Genomic DNA, 24,031 nt, shown 5'->3' on the forward strand with positions numbered 1-24,031 from the left:
GTCCACCGATCCCGTTCACCCGTACGAGAAAGCCCTGGCCAGAGCCCTGCCTAGGCGGGCCGCGCCCGGCCCTCAGCCGATCCGGTCCAGCACGATCGGCTCGGGCGCGAAACCCGTGCCGGCGGGAGCGACGTCGTACGACCCCTCCACCGACTCCAGCGCGTACGCGAAGCGGTCCGGCGTGTCCGTGTGGAGGGTCATCAGCGGCGCGCCCGCCTCGACGGAGTCGCCCGGCTTGGCGTGGAGTTCGACGCCCGCGCCCGCCTGCACCACGTCCTCCTTGCGGGCCCGGCCCGCGCCGAGGCGCCACGCCGCGACGCCGATGTCGTACGCGTCGAGGCGGGTCAGGACGCCGGACGACGGGGCCCGCACCACGTGCTGCTCGCGGGCCACCGGGAGCGCCGCGTCCGGGTCGCCGCCCTGCGCCGCGATCATGCGGCGCCACACGTCCATCGCGGAGCCGTCGGCCAGCGCCTTCGCCGGGTCGGCGTCCGGCAGGCCCGCCGCGTCCAGCATCTCGCGGGCCAGGGCGAGGGTCAGCTCGACGACGTCGGCCGGGCCGCCGCCCGCGAGGACCTCCACCGACTCGCGGACCTCCAGCGCGTTGCCGGCCGTCAGGCCCAGCGGGGTCGACATGTCCGTGAGCAGGGCCACCGTGCGCACCCCGCTGTCGGTGCCCAACTCGACCATCGTGGAGGCCAGTTCGCGGGCGTCGTCGAGGTTCTTCATGAAGGCGCCGGTGCCGACCTTCACGTCGAGGACGAGCGAGCCCGTGCCCTCGGCGATCTTCTTCGACATGATGGAGGAGGCGATCAGCGGGATCGCCTCCACCGTGCCGGTCACGTCGCGCAGCGCGTAGAGCTTCTTGTCGGCGGGGGCCAGTCCGTCGCCCGCCGCGCAGATGACCGAACCGACGCCCTCCAGGACGTTCAGCATCTCCTCGTTGGAGAGCAGCGCGCGCCAGCCGGGGATGGCCTCCAGCTTGTCCAGGGTGCCGCCGGTGTGGCCGAGCCCGCGACCCGACAGCTGCGGTACGGCCGCGCCGCACGCGGCGACCAGCGGGGCGAGCGGCAGCGTGATCTTGTCGCCGACGCCGCCCGTGGAGTGCTTGTCGGCGGTGGGGCGGGAGAGCGAGGAGAAGTCCATGCGCTCGCCGGACGCGATCATCGCCGCCGTCCAGCGGGCGATCTCCTTGCGGTTCATGCCGTTCAGGAGGATCGCCATCGCCAGGGACGACATCTGCTCGTCGGCGACCGCGCCGCGCGTGTACGCGTCGATGACCCAGTCGATCTGTTCGTCGCTGAGCTCGCCCCGGTCGCGCTTGGTCCGGATGACAGAGATGACGTCCATGGCGGTCCTTCCAGTAGTACAACGGCGTACGTACGTAGATATGCCGCGACTCTACGCGCATAGAGCCGGGAGCTGAAGGCGGCCCCGCACCCAGGATCTCCAAGGGGGCGGGGCCTGGCCTCAGTTGAGGTGCTCGGGCCCGAACGCGTCCGGCAGCAGGTCGCCCAGCGGCCGTACACCCGATGAGGTCTCCAGGAGCAGGTCCGCGCCGCCGAACTCGTACAGCAGCTGGCGGCAGCGGCCGCACGGCATCAGGATGTCGCCCTTGCCGTCCACGCAGGTGAAGTGCGTGAGGCGGCCGCCGCCCGTCATCTGGAGCCGGGAGACGAGGCCGCACTCGGCGCACAGCCCGAGGCCGTAGGACGCGTTCTCCACGTTGCAGCCGGAGACCGTCCTGCCGTCGTCGACCAGGGCCGCGGCCCCGACCGGGAACCCCGAGTACGGGGCGTACGCGCGGGACATGGCCTCGCGCGCCGCCTCCCGCAGGGCGTCCCAGTCGGTCTCGGCGTCGGCTTCGGTTTCGGAGGGCGGAACCGTCACTTGCCTTGTCCCCTTCGGTAGGGCATTCCGTCCGCCTTCGGCATCCGGAGCCGCTGGGCGGAGAGCGAGAGGACCAGCAGGGTCACCACGTACGGCGTGGCGGTGACGACCTGGTTGGGCACCTCGTCGGTCAAGCCGTACCACAGGAACATCAGCGCGGAGACGGCCGCGGTGATCACCGCGGGCACGTACCGCTTGCGCCAGGCGAGGTAGGCCGCGCCGATGACCAGCAGGATCGCGAGCAGCAGCAGGAGCGCGTGGACGTTGGTGCCGCCACCCCGGAGCTTCAGGCTGTCGGTGTAACCGAACAGGCCCGCGCCGAGCGCGAGTCCGCCCGGCATCCAGTTGCCGAAGATCATCGCGGCGAGGCCGATGTAGCCGCGGCCGCCGGTCTGGCCCTCCAGGTAGATGTTGGAGGCGACCAGGGACAGGAACGCGCCGCCGAGGCCCGCGAGACCGCCGGAGATGACGACGGCCAGGTACTTGTACTTGTAGACGTTGACGCCGAGCGACTCCGCCGCGACCGGGTTCTCGCCGCAGGAGCGAAGGCGCAGGCCGAACGCGGTGCGCCACAGGACCCACCAGCTCAGCGGCACCATCGCGACGGCGACCACGGTCAGCGGCGACAGGTTGGTGAAGAGGCCGCCGAGCAGACCCGCGAGGTCGGAGACCAGGAACCAGTGCTTGCCGTTGAGGTCCATCAGCCAGTCGGAGAGCCCCGGCACGGAGAAGTCCCCGAGCGATTCGACGGGCGGCGACTGCTTCGACGTACCGCCCTCCTCGCCCTCGAAGGCGAAGGTGGCGAGGTAGCGGGTGACGCCGAGGGCGAGGATGTTCAGGGCCACACCGGAGACGATGTGGTTGACGTTGAAGGTGACCGTCACGATCGCGTGCAGCAGACCGCCGAGCGCGCCGCCGAGGACGCCGAACAGGACACCGACCCACGGGCCCCACTGGAAGCCGGCCCAGGCACCGAACCAGGTGCCGAGGATCAGCATGCCCTCCAGACCGATGTTGACGACGCCCGCGCGCTCGGCCCACAGGCCGCCGAGTCCGGCGAGGCCGATCGGCACGGCGAGCTTGAGGGCCGTCGACATCTGCCCGGTGGACGTGATGCCGTCGGCGCCGGTGATGATGCGGACCACGGAGGTCAGCACCAGGACGCCGGCGATGATCAGCAGGAGGACGGGGAGCGAGATGCGGCTGCGGCCGGCCGGAGCGGGCTGCTTGGCCGGGGGCTTGGCCACGGATGCCGTACTCATCGGGCAGCCACCTCCTTCACGGAGTCGTTGTTGCCGTTCTTGCCGTTCGCGCGGGCGGCGGCGGCCAGTTCCTCACCGACGCGGCGCTGCTGGCGGCGCAGACCCCAGCGGCGTACGGACTCGGAGGAGACGACGACCGCGATCACGATGAGGCCCTGCATGATCACCGCGATCTCCTTGTCGTACGAGACCGGGGTCGCGTAGTCGAGGGCGGGCGAGGCCTTGTCCAGGAAGGCCCACAGCAGCGCGGCGAGCGCGATGCCCACCGGGTTGTTGCGGCCGAGCAGCGCGATGCCGATGGCGGTGAAGCCGAGCCCCGCCGGGAAGCTGAGGCTGTAGGTGTGGGTGTCGCCGAGCAGGATCGGCAGGCCGGAGAGCCCGGCGATGGCGCCGGAGAGCAGCATGGCGGTGAGCACCATCCGCTTGGCGTTCACGCCGGAGGCCGCGGCGGCCGACTGGGAGGCGCCGGTGGCGCGCAGGTCGAAGCCGAACCGGGTGCGGTTGAGGACCAGCCAGTACAGGACGCCCGCGAGGACGGCGACGAACACGAAGCCGTAGATCTCGCCGGACGCGCCCATGCCGATGCCGGGGAACCAGCCGGACTTCTCCATCACGCCGGTGGTCTGGTTGTTGCCGACCGGGACGCCGAAGTTGTCGGTGAGGGTGAGGTAGCCGATGACGCTCGTCGCGATGGAGTTGAGCATGATCGTGGCGACCACCTCGCTCACTCCGCGGGTGGTCTTCAGGATGCCCGCGATGCCGGCCCAGAAGGCGCCGGTGAGCATGGCGACGGCGATCAGCAGCGGGATCTGCAGCGGCGCGGGGAGCGCGACGTGCGTGCCGACGACCGCGGTGATCATCGCGGCGAGGCGGTACTGGCCGTCCACGCCGATGTTGAACAGGTTCATGCGGAAGCCGATGGCCACCGCGAGCGCCGCCAGGTAGTACATGCCGGCCTGGTTGATCGTCAGGACCTGCACGTCGGAGTAGGAGATCTGCTCCAGCATCAGGGTGTACGGCTCGATCGGGTTCTTGCCCGAGGCGAGCAGCACGACCGAGGTCAGCGCCACGGCCACGACGAGCGCGATGACCGGTCCGGCCACCGCGAGGAGCACCCGCTCCTTGTCGAACTTCTTCATCGGGTCTCGTCCTCCTCGGAGCCGTCACCGGACTCGGTGTGTTCCAGGTGTCCGGAGGCGGCACCCGTCATCGCCGACCCCAGCTCCTCCGGCGTGATGGTGGCCGGGTCGGCGTCGGCGACGAGCCGCCCGCGGTAGATCACCCGCAGGGTGTCGGAGAGGCCGATCAGCTCGTCCAGGTCGGCGGAGATCAGCAGGACGGCGAGGCCCTCGCGACGGGCCTCGCGGATCTGGTCCCAGATCTGCGCCTGCGCGCCGACGTCCACACCGCGGGTGGGGTGGGCGGCGATCAGGAACCGCGGCTTGTGGCTCATCTCGCGGCCGACGATCAGCTTCTGCTGGTTGCCGCCGGACAGCGAGGCGGCGGTCACGTCGATGCCGGGCGTACGGACGTCGTACTCCGCCACGATGCGGCGGGTGTCGGCCTGCGCGGCCTTCGGGTCCAGCCAGAAGCCGCGGGCGTTGGGCTTCTCGGTGACGTGGCCGAGGATGCGGTTCTCCCACAGCGGGGACTCCAGGAGGAGTCCGTGGCGGTGGCGGTCCTCGGGGATGTACCCGATGCCGTCCTCGCGGCGCTTGCGGGTGGGGACGGCGGTGATGTCGTCGCCCGCCATGCGGATCACGCCGGAGTCGGCGTGCTTGAGGCCGATGAGCGCGTCGATCAGTTCGGTCTGCCCGTTGCCCTCCACGCCCGCGATGCCGAGGACCTCCCCCTCGTGGATCGTGAAGGAGATGTCGTCGAGCAGCGCGCGGCCCGACTCACCGTCGGCGAGCAGCTTGAGGCTCTCCACCTGGACCATCGGCCGGTCGGTGACCGTCGACTCCGCCGTCTCGGGGGTGGGCAGTTCGCTGCCCACCATCAGCTCGGCGAGCTGGCGCGGCGTCGTCTCGGACGGGATCGCCGTGCCGACCGTCGTACCGCGCCGGATGACGGTGATGTCGTCGGCCACGGAGAGGACTTCGCCCAGCTTGTGGGAGATGAAGATGACCGCGAGGCCCTCGGACTTCAGCTCGCGCAGGTTGTCGAAGAGCGCGTCGACCTCCTGCGGCACGAGCACGGCCGTCGGCTCGTCGAGGATGAGCGTGGTGGCGCCGCGGTAGAGGACCTTGAGGATCTCCACGCGCTGCCGGTCGGCGACGCCGAGGTCCTCCACGTACGCGTCGGGGCGCACCCCGAGCCCGTACCGCTCGGATATCTCGGCGATCTTGCGGCGGGCCGCGCCGCCGATGCCGTGCAGCTTCTCGCTGCCGAGGACGATGTTCTCCAGGACGGTCAGCTGGTCGGCGAGCATGAAGTGCTGGTGCACCATGCCGATGCCGCGCGCGATCGCGTCGGCGGGGCTGGCGAAGGCGACCTGCTCGCCGTCGACGCCGATGGTGCCCTCGTCCGGCTTCTGCATGCCGTAGAGGATCTTCATCAGGGTCGACTTGCCCGCGCCGTTCTCGCCGACGAGGGCGTGCACGGTGCCTCTGCGGACGGTCAGGTGGATGTCGTGGTTGGCCACGACGCCCGGGAAGCGTTTGGTGATGCCGTTGAGCTCAACGGCGGTGCCATCGGGGGCGGTTGACGCCTTGGTGATGGGCGGAGGGTTGGTGGACGCGTCGATGGCGCACTCTCCTCGGGGGCCGGAAGGCCTGAAAAGGGCCGGAGGGAAAGGGGCCGCCTACGCGCGCAGTGCCCCTGCTCGTGGGGGTCCCCGGGTCGGGGCTCCCCGGTCTCGAACGACCCACGCCGGCGCGGGCGTTCGAGCTTGGGTCCGCTGTGGATGTGAGGTGGCTCCACTTCGGGTCCGCGCGAACGGGGCGCGGGTGAACCATCGTCCCCCACACCCCGTCGCACGAGAATCACGCTGCCGTCACGGCAGCGGGCAGGGCGGCCCGCACGGCCGCCGCGCCGTCACGGCGTGGTCTTGACCTTGATCTTGCCGCCCTTGATGCCCGCTTCGGCCTTCTTCAGCGCGGCCTGGACATCCTTCATGTTCTGGAACTCGGGGTTGGAGGCCGCGAGCGCGACACCGCCGGACTTGAGGTCGGCGCGGACGACGCCGCCCTTCGCCGAGCCGTCCTCGACGGCCTTCGCGAGGTTGTAGACCGAACCCGCGACGTCCTTGGTCGCCGAGGTCAGGATGTACTTCTTGTACTTCTTGAGGGCGTCCTGCTTGTACTGGTCGGAGTCGACGCCGATCGCCCAGACCTTCTTGGCGGCGGCGGCCTCGATGACGCCCTGACCGGAGAGGCCGGCGGCGTGGTAGACCACGTCGGCGCCCTTCTCGATCTGGCCCTGCGCGGCGGTCTTGCCCTTGTCGGGACTGGAGAACCCGCCGTCCTCGGCCTTCTCGGTCAGGTACTGCTTGACCAGCTTGACCTTGGGGTCGGTGTCCTTGATGCCCTGCGCGAAGCCCGCCTCGAACTTGTGGATCAGCGGGACGTCGACGCCGCCGACGAAGCCGACGGTCTTGGACTTGGTGGCCTTGGCGGCCGCGACGCCCGCGAGGTAGGACGCCTCCTGCTCGCTGAAGACCAGGTCGGAGACGTTGTCGGCCTTGACCGTCTCGTCGTCGACGATGCCGAAGGTGGTCTTCGGGTACTTCGCCGCGACCTCCTTGATGGCGGGCGCGTACGCGTAGCCGATACCGACGACCGGGTTGTAGCCCTGCTTCGCGAGCTGCGTCAGGCGCTGCGCCTTGTCGGCGTCCGACTCGCCGTCGACCGGCTCGACGGCCTTCTCGCCGGTCTTGAACTCCTTGGCGGCCTTCTTCATGCCGACGGTCGCGGCGTCGTTGAAGGACTGGTCGCCGGCGCCGCCGACGTCGTAGGCGATGGCGACGCCCTTGTTCTTGTCGTCCTTGCTCGCGGCGGCGTCGCTGGACGTGCCACCACAGGCGGAGACGGAAACGGCAAGAGCGGCGGTCGCGGCGCCCGCGACAGCTATTCGAGACACCCGGCGCATAGAGACGAACTCCTTGAGTCAAGCAAGCACAAGCACGTACAAGCACAGGCGTGGGATCGCGCCCGAAGCGTCAGCACCTCACCTGGCGCTGATTTCGCCGCAGCGTAACGCGCGTAGACCTGACATAAGAACCCTTCTGTCCGGTCCGTTATCGAGCTGTGGCCACGGGGTGTCGGGGACCCGAACGACGGGTGGGCGCCCCCCTCATGGGGGCGCCCAGTAGCCACACGCAGTACTACGTAAAACGTCCCGGACCGTGCGCTATGGAACGATCTTGACCTCGACCTTCCCGCTGACGATGTCCTTCCTGGCCTTCTCGACGGCGGCGACGACGTCCTTCATCGCCCGGTACTTCGGATTGGAGTCCGAGAAGCCGACGCGGCCGGATTTCAGGTCGTAGCGCTGCTCGCCCTTCATGGGCTTGCCCTGGACGACCGACTTGGTCAGGTCGTACACCGCGCCGCCGACGTCCTTGAAGGCGGAGCCGAGGATGTACTGCTTGTACTTGGCGAGGGCCTTTTGCCGGTACTGGTCGGAGTCGACGCCGATGGCCCACTTCTTCTGCGAGCCGACTTCCTGGATGACGCCCTGCCCCGAGAGCCCCGCCGCGTGGTAGATGACGTCGGCGCCGGCCTCGATCTGTCCGCTCGCGGCGTTCTGGCCGCGGTCCGGACTGGAGAATCCGCCCTCCTCGGGCTTTTCCGTCAAATACCGCTTCTCGATTTCGATCTTGGGGTCGACGGACTTCACGCCCTGCACGAATCCGGCCTCGAATTTGTGGATGAGCGGAATGTCCACTCCTCCGACGAATCCCACGTGTTTGGCCTTGCTCGTCTTCGCGGCGGCGACCCCCGCGAGATAGGAGCCCTGCTCCTCGTGGAAGACCAGGTCGACGACGTTGTCCGCCTTCACGGTGTTGTCGTCGATGATCCCGAAGGTGGTCTTCGGGAACTTCTTGGCGGCGGCCTCCACGGCGGGCGCGTAGACGAAGCCGACGCCGACGACCGGGTCGTAGCCCTGCTTGGCGAGCTGTTCGAGGCGCTGGATCTTGTCGGCGCTGGACTCGCCGTCACCGGGTTCCATGTCGACGCCGCCGACCTTGAACTCCTTGCGGGCCTTCGCGTACCCCGCGTAGGCGGCGTCGTTGAAGGACTGGTCGCCCTTGCCGCCGATGTCGTACGCGAGGCCGATGCCCTTGCCCTTGTACGAGGACGAGCCCGCGGAGCCCTTGTCCTTGCCGTCGTCCTGCGAGGCCTCGTCGCTGGTCTTGCCGCAGCCGGCCGCGGCGAGGGCGAGCACGGCGAGGGTGGCGGTGATGTGAGTGGCGCGAGATTTCCGTGAAGAGAGACGACGCACAGGAGCACCCCTTGATCGTCAACGCGCCGTGTACGGCGCTGATTTCGGCGCACATTAACGCGCGTAGAAAGGGAGGGGAACGGGTTTTCGCGGTGCTGTTACCTCTTCGTGCTGCTGTGTGCGGGGGTTCGTGCCGATGGGCGCGGAGGGCTTGGGAGGACCGTGGAGAACCTTGGAGGGCTTGGAGGGCCTTGGAGGGCCTGGAGGGTCGGGTGCGTCCGCGTGAACGGTCGTACGCACCCGGCCCTCCGGCACCTCGCTACGTCAGCGCCCCGCGTCCAACAGGGCCGCGGCGGTGAAGAGTTCGACGCCCGCGGTGATCGCCGACTCGTCCACGTCGAAGTCGCCCTGGTGGAGGTCGCGGACGGTGCGCTCCCCCGGCCTGCGCACGCCGAGCCGGGCCATGGCGCCGGGGACCCGCTCCAGATACCAGGAGAAGTCCTCGCCGCCCAGGCTCTGCTCGGTGTCCTCGACGGACTGCGGGCCGCGCCGCGCCGACATGGAGTCGCGCAGCAGCTCGGCGACCAGCGGGTCGTTGACGACCGGCGGCACCCCGCGGATGTAGTTGATCTCGCACTTGGCGCGGTAGAGGTCGGCGATCTCCTGGACGGCGCCGTGCACCAGGTCGGGCGCGTCCCGCCAGGCCCTGAGGTCCAGGCAGCGGACCGTCCCGGAGAGCTCGGCGCGCTGCGGGATCACGTTCGGCGCGTGGCCCGACTCGATGCGGCCCCAGGTCACCGAGAGCCCGGAGCGGGCGTCGGCGCGGCGGCCGACCAGGGCGGGGACCTCGGTGGCGACCTTGGCGGCGGCGGTGACGAGGTCGGTGGTGAGGTGCGGCCGGGCGGTGTGGCCGCCGGGCCCGCCGAGGGTGACCTCCAGGCGGTCGCAGGCGGAGGTGATGGCGCCGTGCCGGACGCCGATGCGGCCCGCGTCGACGCGCGGGTCGCAGTGCACGGCGAGGATCTTGCCGACGCCGTCGAGGGCGCCGGACGCGATGGCGTCGGTGGCGCCGCCCGGCAGCACCTCCTCGGCGGGCTGGAACACCAGCCGCACGGGGTGGGGCAGCTCCCCGCGCTCGGCCAGCTCCGCGAGGACGAGGCCGGCGCCCAGGACGACGGTGGTGTGCACGTCGTGCCCGCAGGCGTGGGCGCGGTCGGGCACGGTGGAGCGGTAGGGCACGCCGAGCTTGGTGTCCGGGATGGGCAGCGCGTCGATGTCGGCGCGCAGGGCGAGCATGGGGCGCACGCCGTCCCAAGTGGGGGTGCGGGTGCCGGTGGCGGCGCCGGTACCGCTGCGGGTGCCGGTTCCGGTGGCGGCGCCGGTGCCGGTGCCGGTGCCGATGTCGCAGATGAGCCCGGTGCCCCCGGCGAGCACATGGGGCGCGAGGCCCGCCTCCTCCAGCCGGGCCTTGATGGCCGCGGTGGTACGGAACTCCTGGTTTCCGAGCTCGGGGTGCATGTGCAAGTCGCGGCGGAAGGCGACCAGTTCGGCGCGGAGCGCTTCGGGCAGCGCGCCGGGGAGCGTGTCCGCCGGTGCGGACTCCGATTCGGACACGTCGTCGGACACCTCTTCGGACGCACGGGACATCAGTTGGTTCACCCTTTGAAGGGTAAGGCGACGAACCGGCCAACTGACCCACGATCAACAAAAGTTCAGCCCGTTAGGGGAAGATTTTCTGGCGACATGGCGCATGACGGCTGGTCGCGGTGGGTAAGCTCTTTCGCCCTTACGGGGGATGGGGGTCGCGCAGCAGTTCCCTGGACCGTGACGGTCCACGGCTCGGCCTGCGACTCGATCTGCCCGAGTACCCAGCGGTCGCGCCGAAGAAGTGGCAAGTTCACGGCTACGACACCGTCCAGGTCGAGCTCGTCTTCAGTGGGCTGCGGGACGTCCGCGTACATCGCGAAGATGTCCGCGTACCTGAACGGTACGGCGCGTACGGCCTCGGGCGGCTCGGAGGGTTAACCCCACTTCGACCCACCGGGTAGCGGGATCGATCACCCGAGGCGGCGCGGGACACGCTGGGACCGGCAGAACGTCATCGGCACGTTTCCGATGGCGGTCCATGGTTTTTCAGGAGTTGACCCGTGCGTGATCATGCATCTCAGAAGATCGGTTCTCCTCAGCGGCGACGCGGTGGTCGGCGTCGAACCGGGCAGGCTGCGGTCGCCCTGCTCGTCGGCGCCATGACGCTGGGGGCGTTCGCACCCCCCGCAGCGGCGGGCGGTGGGCGGGCCGACCCGGTGCAGCGGGGGCTGAGCGCGCTGGTGGGGCCGGGCGGGTCGCCCGGGGCGCTCGCCGCCGTCGTGGGCCGGGACGGGCGTACCCGTGATTACACGGCGGGGGTCGGTGACGCGGTGAGTGGGGCGGGGGTACCGCGGGACGGGCGGGTGCGGGTCGGCAGCAACACCAAGGCGTTCACCGCGGTGGTCGTGTTGCAACTGGTCGCCGAGGGGCGGGTCCGCCTCGACGCCCCGGTGGACACGTATCTGCCGGGCCTGGTCCGCGGCCACGGCAACGACGGGCGCGCCATCACCGTCCGCCATCTCCTCCAGCAGACCAGCGGGCTCCCCAACTACAGCGCGTACCTGGGCGAGGAGGTCCGGTACTTCACGCCGCGCGAACTCGTCGACATCGCGCTGCGGCACGAGTCCGAGTCCGAGCCCGGCAAGACGTGGAAGTACAGCAACACGAATTACGTGCTGGCCGGCCTGATCGTCGAGAAGGTCACGCGGCACTCGCTCGCCGAGGAGATGGAGCGGCGCGTCATCGGGCCGGCCGGCCTGCGCCACACGTACTTCCCCGCTCCCCGTGACGCGACGATCCGGGGCCCCCACCCGAAGGGTTACTACCGGGCGTCGGCGGACGCGCCGCTGCTGGACGTCACGGAGACGGATCCCTCGTGGGGGTGGGCGGCGGGTCAGCTCATCTCCACCGACTCGGACCTGAACCGCTTCTTCACCGCGCTCCTGGACGGGGACCTCCTGCCGCGGGCGCAACTCGCCCAGATGCGGAGGACGGTCCCCGCGGAGGAGACCTTCGGCCCCGGCGCGCGTTACGGCCTGGGGCTCGTGAGCAAGCCGTTGCCGTGCGGGGGCCTGTACTGGGGTCATGGGGGGAGCTTTCCGGGTTACGAGACGCGGGGCGGGGCCACGGAGGATGGGCGGGCGGCGAATGTGGCGGTGACGAGGCAGTTGGACGAGGAGGCGGACAGGGCCCGCGTGGACCGGGTCGTCGAGTCGGCGCTGTGTGGGGTGGGGTGGGGAAGGGGGACGTTGGTGGGGCGGTGACGTTGGGGGTGGGCGGGGCCGCCCGGGGTTTTGCGGAGTGTGGCGGTTCCGGGCCGGCGGGTGCCTCTGCCCGGGTCATCACGTTTCGCGGCCGGGTGCGGGCCGGGCCATCGTGGGCGCGGGTCACGGTGGGGGCGCGGTCTGGAGGTCACCCTTCGCTGGCCCGGTGCCTTTGCTGGTGGCCGGGGCCGCCCGGGGTTTTGCGGAGTGTGGCGCTTCCGGGCCGCGAGTAAAGGGCGCTCCGCTGCGCTACGCGTCGGCTGCGCCGATTCCGCTCCGCTCCACCCTTGACTCCCGTCCCTACACCGCGACTTGACCTTCGACCCGGACGGCCAGGGGTGAGGCGGCGGGCTCTGCTGGGATGGGTCATCACGTCTCGCTGCCGGGTGCGGCCCGGCCCAACGTGGGCGGGCGCCACGGTGCGAGCTCGGCCCACGGCCGGTGTGGGCGGGTCATCGGCTTTCGCGGCCGGGTGCGGACCGGTCCATCGTGGGCGGAGGCCACCCCGGCGGCATCCCCACTCGGGTCATCACCTTTCATCGCCGGGTGCGGACCGGTCCATCGTGTGCCGACGCCACGGTGCGAGCTCGGCCCACGGCCGGTGTGGGCGGGTCATCGACTTTCGCCGCCGGGTGCGGACCAATCCATCGTAGGCGGAGGCCCCGGTGCGAGCTCGGCCAGCCGCGCGGCCTCCCCGCTCGGGTCATCGGCTCACGCTGCCGGGCGCGGTCCGGTCCATCGTGAGTGGGGGCCCACTATGCGGGTGCGGCCAGCCTGGCGGCCTCGCCGCTCGGGTCATCACGTGTCGTCCCCGGCGCGGGCTCGGCTCACCGCACGGCGTCCCCGCTCGGGTCATCCGCTCGCGCTGCCGGGTGCGGTCCGGTCCATCGTGGGGCGCGGACCATTGGTCGGCGCCGTCCGGCATCCCCGCTCGGGTCATCGGCTCGCACTGCCGGGTGCGGGCCGGCCCATCGTCGGCAGGTGTCACCGTCAATGCGCTGCCCGGGGCAGGGGACTGCCGTCCCGGCGCCTGCACCTACTTTGCGAAAGTTGCGAATGAATATGCCGCACGCCCCCCTGTCACCACCCGAGCGCCCTTGGGATCGTTCCATCCGCCGAAGGGAATGGGGTGGGTGGGTCCTCTGCGGGCCGTGGGGATCGTGGGACTGGTGGGTTCTCGTGGCACATGAGGTGTGTGGGGCGGATGGGGTCGGTGGGGCCACCGGGCTGGGCGGAGGGGGCCGGACCCTGTGATCGACCACCCGCTGGACGGCGCGCGGGGAGTGGCAAGGGGGCGCGCGAGGAACCGCTTCGCAACTTTCCCAAAGTAGGTAACCGAGGGGAAGGGGTGGGACGCCGACGGGCCTGACGTCAGAAGGCGGGCTTACGTCCCCGGGGGCGCATTCGCCCTGGCGAGGGGGCGCGCGGCATCTCGATTCGCAACTTCGCCGAAGGAGGTGCCCGACCACGACAACCCGCCCCGCGCACCCGGCTGCGAGAGCCGATGACCCGAGCGGCGACCTGCGTGGACAGCCGGAGCCACAGCCCTAGCCCGCGCCCACGAGGGGGTCGGGTCGCACCCGGCAGCGCAAAGCCGATGACCCGAGCAGCGTGGCCGCGTGGGTGGCCGAGCTCGGATCCTGACGTCCGCCCACGACGGGATGGTCGGCACTCGACCGGGAGAGCCGATGTCCCGGGCGGCGTGGCCGCATGGCGGACCGAGCCGCGATCCTGATGCCCGCCCACGACGAGCCGGTCCGCGCCCAGCGGCGAGAGCTAGTGACCGGGGCAGCGACGCCGCGTGGCCGGCCGAGCCGCAGCTCTAGTCCGCACCCAAAATGGGCCGGGTCACCCTCGGCATCGAGAGCCGATGGCCCGAGCGGCGCGACCGAGCGACGGGCCGAGCCCGCACCGTGGGACTCGCTCACGCTGAACCGGGCCGCACCCGGCGGTGAAAGGTGATGACCCGAGCGGCGATGCCACGCGGCTGGCAGAGCACGCACCGTGGCCTCCGCCCACGATGGACCGGTCCGCACCCGGCAGCGAAAGCCGATGACCCGACCACACCGGCCGTGGGCCGAGCTCGCACCGTGGCGCCCGCCCACGTTGGGCCGGGCCGCACCCGGCAGCGAAACGTGATGACCCGAGCAGAGAGGTCCGCCGCCTCACCCCTGGCCGTCCGGGTCGAAGGTCAAGTCGCGGTGAAGGGACGGGAGTCAAGGGTGGAGCGCAGCGGAATCGGCGAAGCCGACGCGTAGCGCAGCGGAGCGCCCTTTACTGCCGGCCCGGAGGCGCCACACTCCGCAAAACCCCGGGCGGCCCCAGTAAGAATCGAAGACACCGGGCCAGCGAAGGGTGACATCCGGGCCGAGCCCCGACCGTGGCCCCCGCCCACGATGAGCCGGACCGCACCCGGCAGCGAAAGCCGATGACCCGACCACACCGGCCGTGGGCCGAGCTCACACCGTGGCACCCGCCCACGATGGACCGGGCCGCACCCGGCAGCGAAACGTGATGACCCATCCCAGCAGAGCCCGCCGCCTCACCCCTGGCCGTCCGGGTCGAAGTTCAAGTCGCGGTGTAGGGACGGGAGTCAAGGGTGGAGCGCAGCGGAATCGGCGCAGCCGACGCGTAGCGCAGCGGAGCGCCCTTTACTCCCGGCCCGGAGGCGCCACACTCCGCAAAACCCCGGGCGGCCCCGGTAAGAATCGAAGGCACCGGGCCACCGAAGGGTGACCTCCAGGCCCCACCCCTACCGTGGCCCCCGCCCACGATGAGATGGGCCGTACCCGGCAGCGAAACGTGATGGCCCATCCCAGCAGTGTCCGTCGGCCTGCGGTGGAGGGGTGGGAGTCAAGGGTGGAGCGCAGCGGAATCGGCGAAGCCGACGCGACCGCAGGGAGCGCCCTTCGCTGCCGGCCCGGAGACGCCACACTCCGCTCACACCCCGGCGGCCCCGGTCGGAATCGAAGGGGCCGGGCCAGCGAAGGGTCGAGCCCGGCTCGCTATCCTCCCCCGCATGGACGTCCCCGTACGCAACAAGCCCCCTCGCCCATGAGCACCTGGCAACCCGACGCACCCGGCATCCTCCCCCTGCCCTCCGGGCGACTCCTGCGCGGGCGCGGGCTTCGGCGGGGGGTGCCTGAGGGGGAGTCGCCGCAGCTTGGGGTTTATCTGTTGGGGAAGCCGCCTCCCCACGTCCCGTGGGAGTCCCACTGGCTGCGCTGGCCCGACTTCCGGCTGCCCAGCGACCGCGAGCAGGCGCGCACCATGCTGCGCGAGGTGTGGACGCGCGCCGCCGGCGAGCGCGTCGAAGTCGCCTGTGGCGGGGGGCGCGGGCGGACCGGGACCGCGCTCGCCTGTGTCGCCGTCCTCGACGGGGTGCCTGCCGACGAGGCGGTCGAGTACGTACGTGCCCACTATGACCGGCACGCCGTGGAGACCCCGTGGCAGCGGCGGTACGTGGCACGGTTCACCGCATAGGACCCCGTAGGGCCCCGCGGTCACGCCGGCGCCACGTGCCGTACCGACGTCAGACGGTGCACATCCCGCGCCGTCCCCGTGACACCGGACAAGAACCCCTGCGCGCGCGGCGACGCCGTCTCCGTCAGCCACGCCGGGTCGATGTCGCAGACCGCCACCTTCACCTCCGTACCCGCCAGCGCGAGCGGCAGCGTGTGGACGACGGTCGAGGGGAAGCTGAGGATCGTACGGCCGATGGGGCCGCGGCGGGCAATGAGTTCGAGGGGGAGGTCCGGGCGGACCACCTGGAGGCCGGTCTCGACCGCGAGCCGGTGGAGTTTCTCGGAGCTCTCGCGGCGGTGGGCGAAGTAGCGGGTGGCGCCGTGGGTGCGGGACAGCGCCCGGACCGCCTCCACGTACCGGTCGAGGTCGACCACGCCGGTCTCGACGAGGGACGTGCCGACCAGGTCGGCGCCCTTGCTGACGCGCGGCGGACCGAAGCGTTCCCTGGTCCAGGCGAAGGCGTTGACCGTGACCTCTACGCCGTCCGGCGCACTGTCGATCGGCATGGAGGAGAAGACCTCCACCCTGCGGGCCCCGCCGGGCGTGAGGCGGCGCCGCGCCGAGGCGGAGACCGGCGCGAAGACCAGGTCCCGGGGGCCGGGGCGGCCGCCCTTGCGGTGCCAGCGCTGCAGCCGCTCACCGCGGGCCAGCTGGGAGATGAACTCCATGGTGGCCGTGCCGTCGTCGACGACGACCAGGGAGCGGGCCCGGGTGATGGTGAGCAGGAGCTGTACGTAGCGGGAGAACGGGTCACCTATGACGATCCGGTCGGCCCTGCGCAGCGGGCCCGTGAGCCCGCCGATGGTGTGGAAGGGCGCGGTGGCACCGCCGCGCGCCTCCTCCCAGCGGACCGCGACGCCCTCGTCGCGGGCGAGCTGCGCCATCCGGCGCAACTGGCCTCGCGTCATCGGGTCGTTCGGGGAGAGGACGACGACGGTGAGGCCCCCGGCCGGGCCGGTGGCGCCCGCCCCGTGCGCCCATTCCAGGACGTTCAGGAGCTGGACCGGGCTCTCCACGAAGGCGAGCGTGGAGTCCGCACCGGCCGGCGCGGCTGTGGTGTCGGCGCCACGGCCGACTCGGGGGCTCATCGTTGGGTGTCCGTCTCCCGTCAGCGCGGTCCGCGCGGTCAGACCGCGACCGGCTCGGCCTCGGCGGACTCCGCCTCGGCGACGACACCGGCCACGCGGCGCAGCTTCTTCATCGGGCCGAGCTCCGACGCGTAGACCTTCTTGACGCCGTCACCGAGGGACGCCTCGATGGTGCGGATGTCCCGCACCAGCCTCGTCAGGCCCTGCGGCTCCACCGACGCGGCCTGGTCGGAGCCCCACATGGCGCGGTCGAGGGTGATGTGGCGCTCGACGAAGGTGGCGCCGAGGGCGACCGCGGCGAGGGTGGTCTGGAGGCCGGTCTCGTGGCCGGAGTAGCCGATTGGGACGTTCGGGTACTCGGCCTGCAGGGTGTTGATGACGCGGAGGTTGAGCTCCTCCGCCTGCGCCGGGTACGTCGACGTGGCGTGGCACATCAGGATGTTGTCCGAGCCGAGCACCTCGACCGCGTGGCGGATCTGCTTCGGCGTCGACATGCCGGTGGAGAGGATGATCGTGCGGCCCGTGGCGCGCAGGGCGCGGAGCAGCTCGTCGTCGGTGAGGGACGCGGAGGCGACCTTGTGGGCGGGCAGGTCGAACTTCTCCAGGAAGGCGACGGCCTCGGTGTCCCACGGGGACGCGAACCAGTCGATGCCGCGCTTGGCGCAGTGCTCGCTGATGGCCTGGTACTCGGACTCGCCGAACTCGACGCGGTGGCGGTAGTCGATGTACGTCATGCGGCCCCAGGGGGTGTCCCGCTCGATGTCCCACTGGTCGCGCGGGGTGCAGATCTCCGGGGTGCGCTTCTGGAACTTCACCGCGTCGCAGCCGGCGTCGGCGGCCACGTCGATGAGCGCGAACGCGTTCTCCAGGTCGCCGTTGTGGTTGATGCCGATCTCGCCGGTGATGTACACGGGCTGACCGGGACCGGCCGTCTTCGAACCGAAGCGGCGCAGGCGGGAGTCGGCGCCGATGGAGGTGACGGTGCTGTTGGAGCTCATGGCAGGAACAGTCCTTAACTGTGGAGGGAGTCGAGAGAGGGGCCGAGGATCCAGGTGGCGATCTCTCGGATCGCGCCCTCACCACCGGGGGAGGTGGTGACCGCGCGTGCGGCGCCGCGTACGACGTCGTGGGCGCTCGCGACCGCCACGGGCCAGCCCACGAGGGCGAAGCACGGGAGGTCGTTGACGTCGTTGCCGACGTAGAGCACGCGCTCGGGCGCGATGCCCTGTTCCTCGCACCACTGCTTCAGTGCGAGGTCTTTCCGGTCGATGCCGTGCAGGACCGGGAGCTTGAGCTTCCTGGCGCGCGCGGCGACGACCGGGTTCTGTTCCGTGGACAGGATCAGCATGTCCAGGCCGCTCCTGCGGAGGGCCGCGATGCCGAGTCCGTCGCCGCGGTGCACGGAGACGAACTCCCGTCCCTCGGAGTCGATCAGCACCCTGTCGTCGGTCTGGGTGCCGTCGAAGTCGAGGACGACCGCGTCGATGTCGGCGGCGGTCGGGAGGGCGGCCTCGTCCCCGGGACGGGCCGCGTCGAAGAGGGGGGCGAGCGCGCGGGCGCGGGCCAGGTCGTGCGGGTCGTCGACCTCGAGGACCCGCGCCGGGTCGGTGCGGACGGGCTCGGTGCGGCCGAAGAAGCGGTGCTTCTGGGTGCGGAAGCCGGCCGCGTCCATGGCGTAGGCGGCGCCGGTCTCCAGGAGGTCCTGGGGGCGGTCCTGGCGGCGCGGGCGGAACGACTTGTCGTGGTTGACGCCGTAACCGCCGCGCGTGCGGGCCGAGTTGGCGAGGGTCGCGGTGCCGCCGCGGGCGTCCGTGCGCTGGGCGGGGAGCCCGGTGGCGGCGTCGGTGGCGTCGTCGGCCGCGTCGCGCCAGATGAAGCCGTGGAAGGGCGCCACCGTGACGGCCGTGTCCGCGCCGTGCTCGGTGACGGCGGCGGCCACCCCGTCGACGTCCTCGGGGGTGAGGAAGGGGCTGGTGCACTGGACGAGCAGGACGACGTCCACGCGGGCGCCGTGCAGCGCCTCGTGGGCGTCCATGGCGTGCAGGACGGCGGCCTCGCTGGTCGCGGTGTCGCCGGCGATGGCGGCGGGGCGCAGGACCACTTCGGCGCCCGCGGCGCGGGCCGTCTCGGCGATCACGTGGTCGTCGGTGGAGACGACGACGTCGGTGACGTGCCGGGCGGCGGTGCAGGCGCGGATGGCGCGGGCCACCATCGGTACGCCGCCGACCGGGGCGAGGTTCTTGGCGGGCACACCCTTGGAGCCGCCGCGGGCGGGGATGACGGCGAGCACGCGGCGGGGCGCAGCGGGCGTACCGGTCGTGCCGGGTGTACCGGTCGTGCCGGGCGTACCGGCCGGGCCGGGGTGGGACATGGGGGCTCCTTGGAGGGGGTGGGTGCTCACAGCTCGCCCATCCGCCGGATGACGGGGGCCACGCGCTGCACTCCGTGGCGGTAGGCCCCGCGGGCCGCGCGGCGCACGATCTGCCGTACGGGGCCGGGGTCCCGGTCGGCCGCGGGGGCGCCCGGCAGCGGTTCGCCGTCCGGGCCGAGGTGGTGGCGGGCGAGGATGCCGGGCAGATAGCCGCGGGCCGTGGTGAGGCCGTAGTAGGGGGCGAGGGGCGCCAGACCGCCGGCGGCCGCCCCGGTGAGCAGCTCGGCGACGCGCTCGCGGGCCGCGTCGAAGGCGCTCTCGTACGCCCCGTCGGCGGCGACGCCCTGCCGGGCCAGCCAGCGCTCGTCGGGCACGGGCAGATGGCCCGCGTCCAGCTGGTCCCAGGAGGCGAGGCACCCGGAGCCGGTGAAGTGGTGGTTGCCGAGCGCCTCGCGCACCCCGAGGTCGGTGAGGACGGCGGTGGGGATGCGGCGGTGCAGGGACTCCAGGGCGGCCGTGGAGGAGACGGTGACCAGCAGGTCGGTGCGGTCCAGGACCTCGCCCATGTGCCCGTAGACGAGGCGGCAGTTGGCGGGAAGGCCGCCGTCGAGGCGCTGCGCCAGCTTCTGGTAGGGCAGTTCCTCGATGTGGGTGGTGTGTTCGCCGGGCCTGCTGCGCAGTTTGAGCAGGACCTCGCGGTCGGGGTGGCGGCGGGCGTGCTCGGCGAGCCTGCGCAGCAGGTAGCCGCGGTGCGCCGCGGTCTCGGGCACGGAGGGCTGGGCGGCGAAGACGACGGTGTACGGGTCGTTCTTCTTCTCGTACGGGGCGCCGCCGAGGAACGGCAGCGCGGCCTCCGTGACCGCGGAGGCGTCGGCGCCCACCCCCTCGTACACCGCGCGGAAGCGTTCGGCGTCCTGGCGGGAGTTGGCGAGGACGACGTCCGCGCCGTGCCGCAGGAGGAGGCCGTCGGCGAGCTTCTCGTAGACGACGCCGACGTAGCCGGTGACGACCACGGGGCGGCGCGCCGGGCCGCCGCTGAGGCGGGCGTCGCGGGTGACACGGGCGAGTCCGTGCAGCACCGCCTGGACCGCGCCGCCCACCAGGGCGAGCACGATCACGTCGGGCGCGTCCCGCTCCGTCTCGCGCAGGAACTCCACGGCGGTGACCTCGCGCAGGGAGTCCGCGCGCACGCCCACCTCGTCGAGCTGCCGGGGGGTGGGAGTGGCCCGGCCGCGGAGCAGGTACCCGTCGAGCCGGAGGCCCTCGGCCCTGGCTCCCGATACGATGCGGTCCGCCGTGAGGGCGCCCCATTTCCATCGCGTATCGGAGTCGGCGAGGACGGCGACCCGCAGCGGGTTCTGGTTGCTTGCTGGCACGTCCCAGACGCTAGGAAGGCAATTCGATTCGCGGCCCAACTCAGGTGCAACAAACGGTTAACAGCACGCCGACGAATGGCGAATCGGCCCAGGGACGGCCTTTCCGGCGTCCTGGTTAACCATTCCGCCATACGTCGTTCACCTGTCATCCCACCGCGGGTCGACCCGAATGACGTGCCGACACTTAACGTCACCCACGTGGTTAAGCTCTCCGTCATCGTGCCGTTCTACAACGTGCAGCAATACGCCCCCGACACCTTGCGGAGTCTGCGTGCGAACGCACGTGACGACTTCGAATTCATCTTCGTCGACGACTGCTCGCGCGACGAGACCCCGGACATCCTGGAGCGTGCGGCGCGCGAGCTTCCCGGCGCCGTCCACCTCAGACATGAGACGAACGGCGGCCTCGCGACCGCCCGCAACACGGGCCTCGACGCGGCGCGCGGCGAGTACCTCACCTTCCTGGACGGCGACGACTGGCTCGCCCCCGGTTACTACGGTCAACTCGTCGACGCCATCGAGGAGTTGGGTTGCGACTTCGTGCGCACCGACCATGTGCAGTGCACGGCGCGGGCCCGCACCGTGCACCGTGTGCCGCACGGCAGGCGCGACGTCGTGATGGACCCGCGCGAGGTGATCCTGCCCGCCGACCGCTCGACGTCCGTCGACTACGCGTACGCCTGGGCGGGCATCTACCACCGCCGGCTCGCCGACCGGGGACTGCTGCACTTCACCGACGGGCTGCGCACCGCGGAGGACCGGCCGTGGATCTGGCGGCTGCACCGCGAGGCGGAGTCCTTCGCGGCGGTGAGCCTGCTCGGGGTGTTCTACCGGCGCGGGGTCGCCTCGTCGCTGACGCAGATCGGCGATGTCCGCCAGCTCGATTTCATCAAGGCATTCGACCAGGTGGTGCGGGAGACCGCGGCGGACCGGGACGCGGACGAACTCCTGCCGAAGGCCGTCCGTACGTATTGTGCGATCATCTCCCACCATTTGGGATCCATCGAAAGGTTCGAGCCATCCGTGGCGCGGAAATTGAAGTCAATGAGTGCGGCCGCGCTGAAGCGGATGCCGCAGGGCGTGCTGGACGACGCGCTCGACTCCATGGACGTCCCGCGGGCGACCCGGCTGCGCAGGCTGCGGCGGCGCCCGGTGACGGCGGAGGTGGCCGCGTGAGCGCGCGCCGCACGACGCAGATCTTCTTCGCGTCCACGCTGTACGGTGCCGCGACCCTCGCCGCCGCCCTGGACGCCGGCCGCTTCGGCGCCGCCGACCGGCGCATCCTGCTGGTCAGCAACAACGCGGCGACGCCCGAGACGACGCCGCCGCTGGACGAGATGCCGGGGTTCGCGCGGCTGCGCGGCCGGTTCGACGACGTGCGGTCCTGGAACGAGACCATCTCCCCCTTCCATCCCGGTGGTTGGGCGCCGCGCGGCGACGACGTCGTGCTGTGGGAGCGGTACATCCGGCTGCTCTGGGACCTCGGTGACGACGACGTCGAACTGGCCGTCGAGTCCATCCAGGTCAATCCCGCGCTCGCGCTCGCGCAGATCTTCACCGGCGTCCCGGTGGACGTCTACGCCGACGGCCTGATGAGCTACGGCCCCACCCGCAACAAGATCGACCCGCTGGTCGGCACCCGGGTGCGCCGCCTGCTCCACCTGGACCTGGTGCCGGGGCTCACGCCGCTGCTCCTCACCGAGTTCGGGGTGCGGCCGGAGGTCGTGCCGACCGACGCGTTCGTACGGGTCCTGGCCGAACTCGCGGACGACGAGGCCGGGTCGGCGGGCCTGCTCCCCGACCTCGAAGGCCCCGCCCTCGCAAGCCCCGGCCTCGAAGGCCCCGCCCTCGCAAGCCCCGGCCTCGAAGGCCCCGCCCTCGTCCTCGGCCAGTACCTCTCCGCGCTCTCCATCCTCACCCCCGAGGAAGAGGAGGAGCTGCACATCCGCATGGTGCGCGGCGCGGCCGAACTGGGCCACAAGCAGGTGGTGTTCAAGCCCCACCCCACGGCGCCGGCCCGCTGGTCGCGCGCCCTGGAGAAGGAGGCCCACAAGATCGGCGTCGAGCTCACGGTGCTCGACTCCCCCGTACTCGCCGAGGTCCTCTACCAGCGGATGCGGCCCGCGCTCGTCATCGGCTGCTTCTCCACGGCGCTGCTCACGGCCTCCGCGCTCTACGGCCTGCCCGCCGCCCGCACCGGCACGGACCTGCTCCTGGAGCGCCTCGCGCCGTACCAGAACAGCAACCGCGTCCCGGTCACCATCGTGGACGCGCTGCTGCCCGAGCTCACCGACCGGGCGGCCGTCGCGTCGCAGGAAAGCGCCCTGGGCACCGGCGAGTTGACCCACCTCCTCAAGGCCGTCGGCTTCGCTATGCAGCCGCAGATCTACCCGGGCCTGCGCCCCGACGCCGAGCGCTACCTCGCGCGGAACCTCACCCCCGCCACCTGGCGCTACTTCAAGCGGCGCCGCCTCACCGCGCTCGCGCTGCCCGGCGGCGTCCCCGCGCAGCTCGCGTTCATCCCGCGCAACGCGGCCGTCCGCCGCGTGGCCCGCCGTGCGCGTTCGGTGCAGCGCTCCCTCAAGCGGACCGCGCTCGGATGACGCCGCCCGCCACCACGGACACCGCAGGGCCCGCCGCGATACCCGCCGCGGTGTCCGCTCCCGCCGCCGGCCACACCGCCCGGCCCACCCGCGGGAAGCCCCGGCTGCGCGCCCTGGACGGCCTGCGCCTGGTCGCCGCCCTGATGGTCGCCGCCTACCACTACGGCGGCCGCGACGGCGAGATAGCGCGGGCCTGGGGCAGCTCGCCCAGGGAGCAGTTCCCGACGGCCAGCGAATGGTTCGCGTACGGCTGCCTGGGCGTGCAGATCTTCTTCGTGATCAGCGGCTTCGTCATCTGCATGAGCGGGTGGGGCAGGCCGCTGCGCTCGTTCTTCGCCTCCCGCGCATCCCGGCTGCTGCCCGCCTATTGGGCGGCGATCCTGCTGGTGACGGCGGTCTTCGCGCTGCCCGTCGTGGCGTACGAGACGGTCGCGCCGAGCGACGCGCTGGTGAACCTCACCATGCTGCAGCAACCGCTCGGCGCGGACCGGGTGCTTGGCGTGTGCTGGACGCTCTGGGCCGAGCTGCGCTTCTACGCGCTGTTCGCGCTGTGCGTGGTGCTGCCGGGCGCGACCCGCGCGCGCGTCATGCTGTTCTGCGCCGTGTGGACGCTCGCGGCGGCCGTCGCGGAGGGCGCCGGCCAGCCGCTGCTCGACCTGGTCCTGATGCCGGAGTACGCGCCCTTCTTCGTCGGCGGCATCGGCATTTACCTCATCCACCGGGACCGCCGCGACCTCACGGCGTGGGGCATCACCGGGGTGAGCTGGCTGATCGGCCAGCACTACGCGGTCGATCGGCTGTGGCACGCGCCGAACCCGGACCTCTTCTCCTACCGGTCCGCCTACGTGATCATCGCCGTGGTGACGGCCGGCTTCGCCGCGGTGCTCGTCATCGCCCTCGGTCATGTGCACTGGGCGAACTGGCGCTGGCTGACCGTGGCGGGCGCGCTGACGTACCCGTTCTACCTGGTGCACGAGCACCTGGGCTGGGTGACGGTCGAGGCGCTGCACCGGCGCCTCGGCCTGCCGTCGTACGCCACGTTCGGGCTGACGTTCGCCGCGATGCTGGCCCTGGCGTGGTTCCTGCACCGCTGCGTGGAGGAACGCCTGACTCCGCTGATCCGCAGGGGACTCGCCCGCTGACCGGCGCGCGCGGGCCTCACCCTGCGACCGACGCACGCG

18 protein-coding genes are annotated in these 24,031 nt (G+C 71.6%); 6 read left to right on the forward strand and 12 right to left on the reverse strand.

Annotated features, from left to right (window positions below; translation table 11 throughout):
• Nucleotides 1–72: 72 nt before the first annotated feature.
• From ACFYO9_RS04320 to ACFYO9_RS04355, 8 genes are all read right to left on the reverse strand, one after another.
• Nucleotides 73–1,350 (reverse strand): thymidine phosphorylase, encoded by a 1,278-nt coding sequence (locus ACFYO9_RS04320; protein WP_355803552.1) that lies wholly within the window; start codon nt 1,348–1,350, stop codon nt 73–75.
• Between the two features lie 120 nt (nt 1,351–1,470).
• On the reverse strand, nt 1,471–1,890 hold the full coding sequence (locus tag ACFYO9_RS04325; RefSeq protein ID WP_355803554.1) for a cytidine deaminase: 420 nt from the start codon (nt 1,888–1,890) through the stop codon (nt 1,471–1,473).
• On the reverse strand, nt 1,887–3,152 hold the full coding sequence (locus ACFYO9_RS04330; RefSeq protein WP_355803555.1) for an ABC transporter permease: 1,266 nt from the start codon (nt 3,150–3,152) through the stop codon (nt 1,887–1,889). The genes ACFYO9_RS04325 and ACFYO9_RS04330 overlap by 4 nt, the downstream gene beginning before the upstream one ends.
• Nucleotides 3,149–4,291 carry an ABC transporter permease gene (locus ACFYO9_RS04335; RefSeq protein WP_355803557.1) on the reverse strand — a complete coding sequence of 381 codons (1,143 nt, stop codon included), beginning with the start codon at nt 4,289–4,291 and terminating at the stop codon, nt 3,149–3,151. Before ACFYO9_RS04335 ends, ACFYO9_RS04330 begins: the two co-directional genes overlap by 4 nt.
• Nucleotides 4,288–5,898, reverse strand: coding sequence for an ABC transporter ATP-binding protein (locus ACFYO9_RS04340; RefSeq protein ID WP_355804201.1), 1,611 nt, complete (start codon nt 5,896–5,898; stop codon nt 4,288–4,290). The genes ACFYO9_RS04335 and ACFYO9_RS04340 overlap by 4 nt, the downstream gene beginning before the upstream one ends.
• A gap of 290 nt (nt 5,899–6,188) precedes the next feature.
• Complete coding sequence (locus ACFYO9_RS04345) at nt 6,189–7,241, reverse strand: BMP family ABC transporter substrate-binding protein (RefSeq protein WP_355803559.1); 1,053 nt, start codon at nt 7,239–7,241, stop codon at nt 6,189–6,191.
• 261 nt (nt 7,242–7,502) lie between these two features.
• Nucleotides 7,503–8,597 (reverse strand): BMP family ABC transporter substrate-binding protein, encoded by a 1,095-nt coding sequence (locus tag ACFYO9_RS04350; protein ID WP_358776713.1) that lies wholly within the window; start codon nt 8,595–8,597, stop codon nt 7,503–7,505.
• Between the two features lie 264 nt (nt 8,598–8,861).
• Entirely contained in the window at nt 8,862–10,184 is a 1,323-nt protein-coding gene (locus tag ACFYO9_RS04355; RefSeq protein ID WP_358776801.1) for an amidohydrolase, read from the reverse strand.
• Nucleotides 10,185–10,303: 119 nt separating this feature from the next.
• Here ACFYO9_RS04355 and ACFYO9_RS04360 point away from each other — a divergent pair, with 119 nt between their 5' ends.
• From ACFYO9_RS04360 to ACFYO9_RS04370, 3 genes are all read left to right on the forward strand, one after another.
• The gene (locus ACFYO9_RS04360) at nt 10,304–10,585 is read left to right on the forward strand and encodes an Imm50 family immunity protein (protein WP_358776714.1); all 282 of its coding nucleotides are present in this window, start codon (nt 10,304–10,306) and stop codon (nt 10,583–10,585) included.
• A 99-nt stretch (nt 10,586–10,684) separates the two neighbouring features.
• Complete coding sequence (locus tag ACFYO9_RS04365) at nt 10,685–11,887, forward strand: serine hydrolase domain-containing protein (RefSeq protein ID WP_388665950.1); 1,203 nt, start codon at nt 10,685–10,687, stop codon at nt 11,885–11,887.
• Nucleotides 11,888–14,941: 3,054 nt separating this feature from the next.
• Complete coding sequence (locus ACFYO9_RS04370; RefSeq protein ID WP_358776715.1) at nt 14,942–15,370, forward strand: protein-tyrosine phosphatase family protein; 429 nt, start codon at nt 14,942–14,944, stop codon at nt 15,368–15,370.
• A gap of 20 nt (nt 15,371–15,390) precedes the next feature.
• On the opposite strand, the gene ACFYO9_RS04375 is transcribed toward ACFYO9_RS04370, so the two are convergent.
• From ACFYO9_RS04375 to ACFYO9_RS04390, 4 genes are read right to left on the reverse strand one after another with little or no spacing between them, the layout of a single operon-like run.
• Nucleotides 15,391–16,500, reverse strand: a complete 1,110-nt coding sequence (locus ACFYO9_RS04375; protein WP_358776716.1) for a hypothetical protein — start codon at nt 16,498–16,500, stop codon at nt 15,391–15,393.
• 38 nt (nt 16,501–16,538) lie between these two features.
• Complete coding sequence (locus ACFYO9_RS04380) at nt 16,539–17,498, reverse strand: N-acetylneuraminate synthase family protein (RefSeq protein ID WP_358776717.1); 960 nt, start codon at nt 17,496–17,498, stop codon at nt 16,539–16,541.
• A 14-nt stretch (nt 17,499–17,512) separates the two neighbouring features.
• Nucleotides 17,513–18,871, reverse strand: a complete 1,359-nt coding sequence (locus tag ACFYO9_RS04385; RefSeq protein ID WP_358776718.1) for an N-acylneuraminate cytidylyltransferase — start codon at nt 18,869–18,871, stop codon at nt 17,513–17,515.
• Between the two features lie 26 nt (nt 18,872–18,897).
• Entirely contained in the window at nt 18,898–20,247 is a 1,350-nt protein-coding gene (locus tag ACFYO9_RS04390) for a DUF6716 putative glycosyltransferase (RefSeq protein ID WP_358776719.1), read from the reverse strand.
• A gap of 198 nt (nt 20,248–20,445) precedes the next feature.
• On the opposite strand from ACFYO9_RS04390, the gene ACFYO9_RS04395 reads away from it, so the two are divergent.
• From ACFYO9_RS04395 to ACFYO9_RS04405, 3 genes are read left to right on the forward strand one after another with little or no spacing between them, the layout of a single operon-like run.
• Nucleotides 20,446–21,423: a glycosyltransferase family 2 protein gene (locus ACFYO9_RS04395; protein WP_358776720.1), complete on the forward strand. Its 978-nt coding sequence runs from the start codon at nt 20,446–20,448 to the stop codon at nt 21,421–21,423.
• Nucleotides 21,420–22,850: a polysialyltransferase family glycosyltransferase gene (locus ACFYO9_RS04400; protein WP_358776721.1), complete on the forward strand. Its 1,431-nt coding sequence runs from the start codon at nt 21,420–21,422 to the stop codon at nt 22,848–22,850. Before ACFYO9_RS04395 ends, ACFYO9_RS04400 begins: the two co-directional genes overlap by 4 nt.
• On the forward strand, nt 22,847–23,992 hold the full coding sequence (locus ACFYO9_RS04405) for an acyltransferase (protein ID WP_358776722.1): 1,146 nt from the start codon (nt 22,847–22,849) through the stop codon (nt 23,990–23,992). The genes ACFYO9_RS04400 and ACFYO9_RS04405 overlap by 4 nt, the downstream gene beginning before the upstream one ends.
• Nucleotides 23,993–24,031: the final 39 nt, after the last annotated feature.

The organism is Streptomyces sp. NPDC005863 (assembly GCF_042871345.1).
GTDB lineage: Bacteria > Actinomycetota > Actinomycetes > Streptomycetales > Streptomycetaceae > Streptomyces.